General features: G+C 46.3%; 5 protein-coding genes. 2 read left to right on the top strand and 3 right to left on the bottom strand.

What is annotated here, in order from left to right:
* Both B147_RS0103960 and B147_RS0103955 read left to right on the top strand, forming a co-directional pair.
* On the top strand, nucleotides 1–235 hold a 235-nt coding region (locus B147_RS0103960; RefSeq protein ID WP_026259508.1), incomplete at its 5' end, for a hypothetical protein.
* 111 nt (nucleotides 236–346) lie between these two features.
* Entirely contained in the window at nucleotides 347–1,972 is a 1,626-nt protein-coding gene (locus B147_RS0103955) for a DUF4214 domain-containing protein (RefSeq protein ID WP_020585949.1), read from the top strand.
* 77 nt (nucleotides 1,973–2,049) lie between these two features.
* Here B147_RS0103955 and B147_RS33105 read toward each other — a convergent pair whose 3' ends face one another.
* The 3 genes from B147_RS33105 to B147_RS0103935 all read right to left on the bottom strand — a co-directional run bounded on the left by B147_RS33105 (nucleotide 2,050) and on the right by B147_RS0103935 (nucleotide 6,091).
* Nucleotides 2,050–4,005, bottom strand: a complete 1,956-nt coding sequence (locus B147_RS33105; RefSeq protein WP_020585948.1) for a DUF4214 domain-containing protein — start codon at nucleotides 4,003–4,005, stop codon at nucleotides 2,050–2,052.
* Between the two features lie 38 nt (nucleotides 4,006–4,043).
* A complete protein-coding gene (locus B147_RS29985; protein WP_020585947.1) occupies nucleotides 4,044–5,588 on the bottom strand; it encodes a M10 family metallopeptidase C-terminal domain-containing protein in 1,545 nt (514 codons plus the stop codon).
* Nucleotides 5,589–5,815: 227 nt separating this feature from the next.
* Complete coding sequence (locus B147_RS0103935; protein ID WP_157237763.1) at nucleotides 5,816–6,091, bottom strand: hypothetical protein; 276 nt, start codon at nucleotides 6,089–6,091, stop codon at nucleotides 5,816–5,818.
* Nucleotides 6,092–7,353 lie beyond the last annotated feature (1,262 nt).

The raw sequence follows: 7,353 nt of genomic DNA, 5'->3' as shown, positions 1-7,353 counted from the left end.
GAATAAACCGTATATTCCCTGCTATGCGGTAAGGAAAGAACTGGGTTTATGTAACTCCAGTGCTATCGGTGAAAAAATGAATGACCTTGTCGTCTCAAGCCGTCAAAAACACAATGGAATGAGTTGGTCAAAAGCGGGTTCAGTTGGATTGGCAACAATCACGGCCATAAAAAGAAATAAAGAAAATGAAAAATGGTTTGAAACAAAGAGCTTAGATTTCAAGCTGGCTGCTTAAGCCACCCGCACAGGTCGAAAAAATTTGACAAACAGAATTTAAAATGAAAAAAATACGTATTTCATCTTAAACAGTTTGTCATGATTAATTCCTTATCCAAAGAGGTTGCAAATGAAAATGTTTCCAAAACGCAGGACAGGGTACCCCGCTATTGTAACATTTGTATTATGTTTGTCTGTTTTTTTATCCGCATCTTTACTTCCTGAACAGGTATCGGCTTCGGATTCGGATGTGGAGGGGTTTGTTACGCGGTTTTACGAACAGTGCCTGGGGAGGCAGCCCGATGCCGCTGGGTTGAGCTACTGGGTGGAAAGCCTGAACCTAGGGCAGACCACCGGGGCGGATCTGGCCTGGTCCTTTATATTCAGCGAGGAATTTCAGGACAGCGAAACCACGGATGAGGAATTTCTGGATGTCCTGTACCAGGCTTTTTTCAACAGGGTGCCGGATACGGAAGGGTATAACCACTGGATAAAACTTATGGTCCAGGGCATGGACAGGGCGTCGGTGCTGGACGGTTTTACCTGTGCCCAGGAGTTTTCAGACCTTTGTGACAGTTACGGTATTTCCTCAAATTCCTCAGAATCGTCCAGCGACGATGATAAAAATGTTGAGGGGTTTGTCACCCGGTTTTACCAGCAGTGCCTGGACCGTGACCCGGATGCTGACGGCATGAACTACTGGGTACAAAGTTTGAATGCAGGGGAATTGTCCGGAAGTGACCTGGCCTGGTCTTTTATCTTCAGTGAAGAGTTCCAGAACAGCACCACTACAGATGAAGAATACCTCAAAATTCTGTACCGGGCCTTTTTTAACAGAGCGGCTGATGATGGCGGGTTTAATTACTGGCTGAGCCTTATGGCCCGGGGGACGGACAGGTGTTCGGTGCTGGAGGGTTTTACCACTGCACAGGAATTTGTTGACCTGTGCGAGGCCTACGGGATTAAACCCGGCAATGCCTCGTCAAATCAGGGGAGATCGGATTCCTTCTTTCCCGTCACCGCCGACGGGGTGGACACCATCACCTGGCGGTACAGGATCAACGGCGGCGCCCCAGTGAGTGCATCTTATCAGGGGGTTAACCTGAACATGACTTTTTCCGATATGGATCTAAGTGTGAACAATGGTGACATGATCCGGCAGGGCAGTCTTTCCGGATCCGTTTCAGGGGATGCCACAGGTTCCTTCAGTGCTATCGTTGCCGAAAACATTTTCAGTTCAGGCGACAGCGCCTTATTTTCCGGCCAGACTATAGATATGGAGATGTTCATTTCCGCCTATGGTGAGTCCGTGAATGTGCAAATTTATGCCGACACTCAGCTGGACACCCCTCTGGAATGGTTCCTATCCAGGTCAGACCTTGATCAGCTGCCGGCAGGGGAGTATTATGATCAGACTGGAGAAGTCACCGGGACAGCGACCGGGTATATTGAAATATCCTCAGCCGGATACAGCGACACCACGCCCTTTTCAGAGACGGTAATGAGCGTGGATACCTGGGAAATTATCGAAAAGCTGGACAATTATACGGTTAACGGGGTGACCTACAATAATGTGGTTGTCGTAAACCGGTATACCAGCCTTCCCCTATCCCCCTATTCGTCGGACGGTCCGGTATCGGTAACCATTAAATACTGGCTGGCCAAAGGCATCGGCATGATCAAAGGGATCGGACAATACGAGATTCTGGGAGAACCTCTGGAAATCGAACTGGTCAGTACCAATTTAAGTCAATAAACCCGGTCAGCCCTCCGGTCCGGGGTCGGATCGGAGGGCAGTTAGCGGATGTCTTAACACTTTGTTGCAAGGCCTGCTTACAGGATAAAGTCTGCGGCATCAAAAAGGCCTATGTTAACGGAACCTGTAAGCTTGATGGTGATATCCTCGGCTGACTGGAAACCCGTATCCGTAGTGCCGTCTTCGATTAACAGGTATAGTCCTGCGGCGGATCCGGTGGTAACGGTAAGCAATACTGCGTCAATATCACTGTCGGCGAATGCAATTTGAAGGTCTGTATTGGTTTCCAGGGAACTCCAGGTGCTCAGCCATGCACTCTCGAGGGTGAGTGTGGTGGTTGTTCCGGTAAATTCATTTGCAATTCGGATTTTATCTGTTTGGAAGTCAAATCCAACGATGCTATCTCCGCTGAAGGCAATTTCTCCTTCATACCGGGAATCTGTTCCTTGAAGATAGGCATAAACATCCCCCCCTGCATTTCCCTGGAGGGTGTCGGCACCGGCTCCCCCTTCAATGTAATCGGCGTCGTTGCCGCCGATGAGGGTCAGGCCCAGTGTGGTATTGTCGATAATATCGTTTGAACCGCCGTCTCCGCCCTGGAAGGTGTCAATACCTGTGAACAGGGTGTCCATGATTTTAAGCAGACTGGGCGTGTTTACGATAACGGTATCCTGTGCCTCGGCGGATCCGGTAATTGAAGTGAGTGCCGCCAACTGGTCTGCCGTGAAGGTGAGTGTGTTGCCGTCGCTGTTAAAGACAATGGACTCCACATCGGTGATAGTGGCATAGGAAAGGTCCAGATCCCCGGAAAAATCCAGCCGGATCATGTCGGTTCCCCCACCGCCGTCAAAGGTTTCGGCAAGACCTGTGCTATGGGATTCGTCGCTGATCATAAAGATGTCGTCACCTTCGCCGCCGGTTAAACTGTCTGTTCCTTCTCTACCATCTAATTGATCGTTGCCGGCGTCCCCGGTGAGGCTGTCTGAACCGACCCCGCCGGTCAGTTGATCGTTACCATCGCCACCCATAAGGGTGTCATCTCCCTCTCCACCGTATAGGTGGTCGTCGCCGGAAGCTCCGGAAAGAATATCATTGCCGTTGTTACCGGTTAGTTGATCGTTGCCGCTGCCGCCTGTTAATGTGTCGGCCGCGCTGCCGCCGGAAAATACAACATCGCTTGAAGATGCCGTCAGCACAACACTGGCGGAAAGGGTGTCTGCACTAATATTGACAATATTTTCAAGCCCGGTAATGGGAACATCTTCATTATTATCCGTAAGCGCCAACGGGGTTTGGCTTAGGTCCAGCACAACGTTACCGGATGGGTTTCCGGTAAGAATCAGGGCTGTGTCATCATCCTCACTGATATATGCAATCAATCCCGGGGGATTAAGATCCGAAACGGTGGGGCCTGTGTATCTGTCTGTGAGCATTATGGTCATGGCCAGATCTTCCAAGTCAGCTGAGAGGCCAGCTGTCATCTGATCATCGGTGACAAGGCTTCCGGTTAGTCCGTAGTAGATGGCACTGACTGCCAATTGTTTTTCAAGATACGCCAACGCTTCAGGGGATTCGGCAAATCTGGTGACGACTTCGGTAAGCGACATGCCGTTGTCAATTTCATAGAGCCAGTATTCATAACCTGCATCGTCCGGGGTCCGACCCAGCCCAAGTTGGTAAAATTGTGTCACCATTTCACCCGTGGTTTTGGCGGCCGATGCCGTGGTGTATTCCGCCGAACCCATGAGCTTGTCTGCGATGGATTCAAGTGACGCACCCTGGAAGGCGACCTCCCGCCAGTAATTTAAGCCGGGCAGGTCCGGGCTGCGTCCGAAAAGGGTATAATAAAGCGCGGTAATGGGCAGTCCATCGGATGTAAATTCAGCACTTTCCACCAATATTGCGGCAAGCTGGTTGGACGTCACTGCGTTTGATGCCAGTCGCCCGGTCCACCATTCAAGTCCTGGAATATCGGGATTCCGCCCTAAAAAGGTCGTGTAGGCATATGCTACAAAATCGGCTTCCTGGGTCATATTAAATCCTTTGTCCCTATAATTTAAAATCAGATCCTTTAGACTGTAAAATCATCATTAATAATCGTATGCATGGCTGAAAGTGTCTGGACACCCACTGGAAACACGCCGCCTTCGGGGTCGGAGGCTTCCAGGAAAAAGGTTTCATCGTTTTCAATGATTGTGTCGCCCAGAATCTCCACCGGTATGGCGGTACTTGTTTCTCCGGCTGCAATCGTGGCAATTCCTGATGTAAATATATAATCTTGACCGGCAACGGCAGTGCCGTCCACCGTTTTATAAGATACGCTTGCATCCATGGACATCGGGGTTGAAATGGACAGCAGGAAATAATTAATCTGGTTGCTGCTGCCCTCATCAAAGCGTATTGCCACCTCATCCGGGGTCGTGGGAACAGGCGTGGCAATCCCGGTGGAAATGGTTTTATCTTCAAACTGGAGCCATTCGATTCCGGTTAAGGTGTCGATACCCTCAGCTGTGGTGGTCGCCGTAATAATAATATCACCGGAGACCAGGGTTTCCAGTGTATAATCATCCATGGCGCTATTATAAATCGCCGTATCAACACCATCATCGCCTATGATGATATCGTTTCCCGGCCCGCCGGTAAATTGATTGTCGGCAGCATTGCCGATGAGCTGATCATCGCCGCTGCCCCCGATCACATTTTCAATGGTCACATCGTAGGCAATGGCAATATTGTCGGTGGCGCTCTCAACAACGATGCCGTTGTCCCAGACCTCTTTAATTCCTATGGAGCTGAATGTTCCGGCGGTCAAGTTTACGGTAACGGCAAGGGACTGGTTGGATAGATCGAAGGTATCAATGCCCCCGGCATCCCAAATGGCCTCAAATACCGCCTGGGAATTGCTGAAGGTATAAATGTCGTCCCCGGTACGCGTGTTTAAATTGGGACCGTATAGGTATTGAATGGCCAAAATGTCATATAACATAGGAGTTGTGGGCTGCACATCAATATATGAATAATGCCCCGGGCTTGTTTCTGTGAAGGTACTCCCGACACCATCGTAATCGGTATATGACATCACCGAATACTGGGTGCTGTCCTCTTCGCCGTTCAGTATTGCGCCATTGGTTGTGTTTGCCTCAAATGGGTGGGACAGTCCAAGGCTATGGCCTATTTCGTGTAATAATGTGCTGTATCCGAACGTGCCGGGAGCAAAGGTTTCGTTTTGGGTGGAATCCAGCCAGATATCCCCTGCCTCAGGCTGAGATCCTGGTACATACGCCCATCCGGAGACATCGCTTGCGTCAGTTACTGCCTGGCTGAATGCCACCCGGATCTCCCCATAGGTGATGTTATCTTCAATTTCCACAAAGGTAATATCCGCCACCTCCGCCCAGGCAGCCAAGGCCATGCGAAAATAGTCGGCTTGGTTGTTGTCCAGACCGGTCCAGCTGTCAGGTTCCCCGGAACCGTAATCTTCTACCCAATAGGCTGATATATTGGGAATGCTGTAGGTGATACTTATTCCTGTACCTTGATTATTTCCCCATTGTTGTCCTGTGATTAAAGCATCTATAGCCGTTATGTTTGATACTGGCGTTCTGGTTGTGTCCATTTGTCGCGTCCTGAAAATAGATTTTTGATTGAGTCTATTTCTTTAATGTACTTGATTGTCATTTTAAATGTACAGGTGAAAGATATTTTTTTCTCATTTCAAGAAAGGGTAATTCAATTGTGTTAAATGATATCCAGGAAAATCCAAGTACAACAGGAAAAAGTATACAGGAATTTATCAAAAAATTAAATCCGGTTTTTTCAAATAAAATTAAAGGGGTAACTGTTTCATGCCATAAGAAAATAATCATCCCGTGCCACAGATAAAAAGAATAACTTAGTCTGCCGCCAAAGATTAAAAATTTGTCTATTTATGTTGCGGGTATGTTTTGTTGCGTGATTTTCTTCTGAAAAATTTTTTAAGGATGTATTTTCTTTGGATTTAGTTCTTTTACTTATTTTCATTCTTTTTACCCCTCGGATAGGAACAAATTCTGATACGCCTTTTACCACCAGACCTCTGCCAAAAAACCGTAAGAGACCTTCAATCAACCAAAGTGCCACGGGAACAGGCTGGAAAAAATGTCGAAAATATCAATTAAAATCGTTGCGTGACTGGAAGATAGACAAGAGACTTTATAAGCAAAAACGCCTGGCTATAAGAGCTTTCAAACCATTTTGCTCCAATACCTGCACAAAGGGGTGCTGAACGACGGCCTTGTCTTTAAAAAATTGAACTTAACCCATAGGGAGAATCCGATAAGATTTTGATTGATCTAACTGGTCAAGCCGATATAATGAAATTAATAAGCTTCAAGTTTGATTGCACAGGATTAGAAGGAATCTAAGATGAATACATGTATTTTTTCTCTAGAACAGAATAGTTCACGGAGATTGGCACCAAAATACAGAGTAATAAAAAGAGATAATTTTGTTCGATTTAGATTTTGTGCAAAAAATCCGGAAACGAAAAACTGGCTTGACTCGTAACCCACATGTGTAACGTGAGTTGCCGGACACGGATATCTATGTAGTAAAACATAATATTCTGTTGCCAGTTGTTTTGGGAATTTTGAGAATCTTTCATAATCTATTGAAATTAAAGACGATATTCATTTACACGAGGGTGGTTAAGATTTTCTAAAAAAATCAGTGATTTAAGTCCACTCGCAACATAAGTCTATTATTCGAGGTATCTTTATGGTGCATGAAAGATAAGAAAGCAAAACAAAGCCCCACATAAGTGCCTCACATGTCCCCCAATATATCCAGGGTTGAGATTTCATATCTATTGCAGAAAAGTAACTTGCATATCGGGCTTGGAGGTAAACTGCAAAAAGAACAACGCAAAGACTGACAGGCAACATGAAATTGCCCAGACGCTTTAGAAAATCGGACTTGTAATAAAACAGCCAGGCAGCAAGCATACCCCATAAAAATTGATCAAAACGTCCTACAAGGGTAGAATAAAACATATGGGTGGGTCTTTGACTAACACCAAACGCGGCAGCTTTTACTACAAGCATGATAAAAATTAAGCGAATAAGGGGCTACCGATTTAAGCCGGGACACTTTTTGTAACAGGTCATTCTTTTTTGATTAAAAACTGGACATTTGATTCCGTCTATTAAATAGAACTCTCACAGATATTAAAATAATAAGCTAATTGTGGAGTTCTGATATTTCATTACGATTACGAAGTCAAAAAGTTGTTTCTTTTTTCGAGTGCAGTCCGGTCAAAGTTTCTCTAAGAAAACTTGCTAAATGTGTAAAGATATCAAAGAGTAGCGCACATCGAATTGTTATTGCTGTTCAAAAACGAAATA

Source organism: Desulfobacter curvatus DSM 3379, assembly GCF_000373985.1.
GTDB lineage: Bacteria > Desulfobacterota > Desulfobacteria > Desulfobacterales > Desulfobacteraceae > Desulfobacter > Desulfobacter curvatus.
Note: the sequence above shows the minus strand (reverse complement) of the source record. Positions and strands in the feature narration are given on the sequence as shown.

Coding starts and splice junctions, on each gene's coding strand:
- B147_RS33105 (WP_020585948.1), bottom strand. CDS start 4,005: ATGACCCAGGAAGCCGATTTTGTAGCATATGCCTACACGACCTTTTTA.
- B147_RS29985 (WP_020585947.1), bottom strand. CDS start 5,588: ATGGACACAACCAGAACGCCAGTATCAAACATAACGGCTATAGATGCT.
- B147_RS0103955 (WP_020585949.1), top strand. CDS start 347: ATGAAAATGTTTCCAAAACGCAGGACAGGGTACCCCGCTATTGTAACA.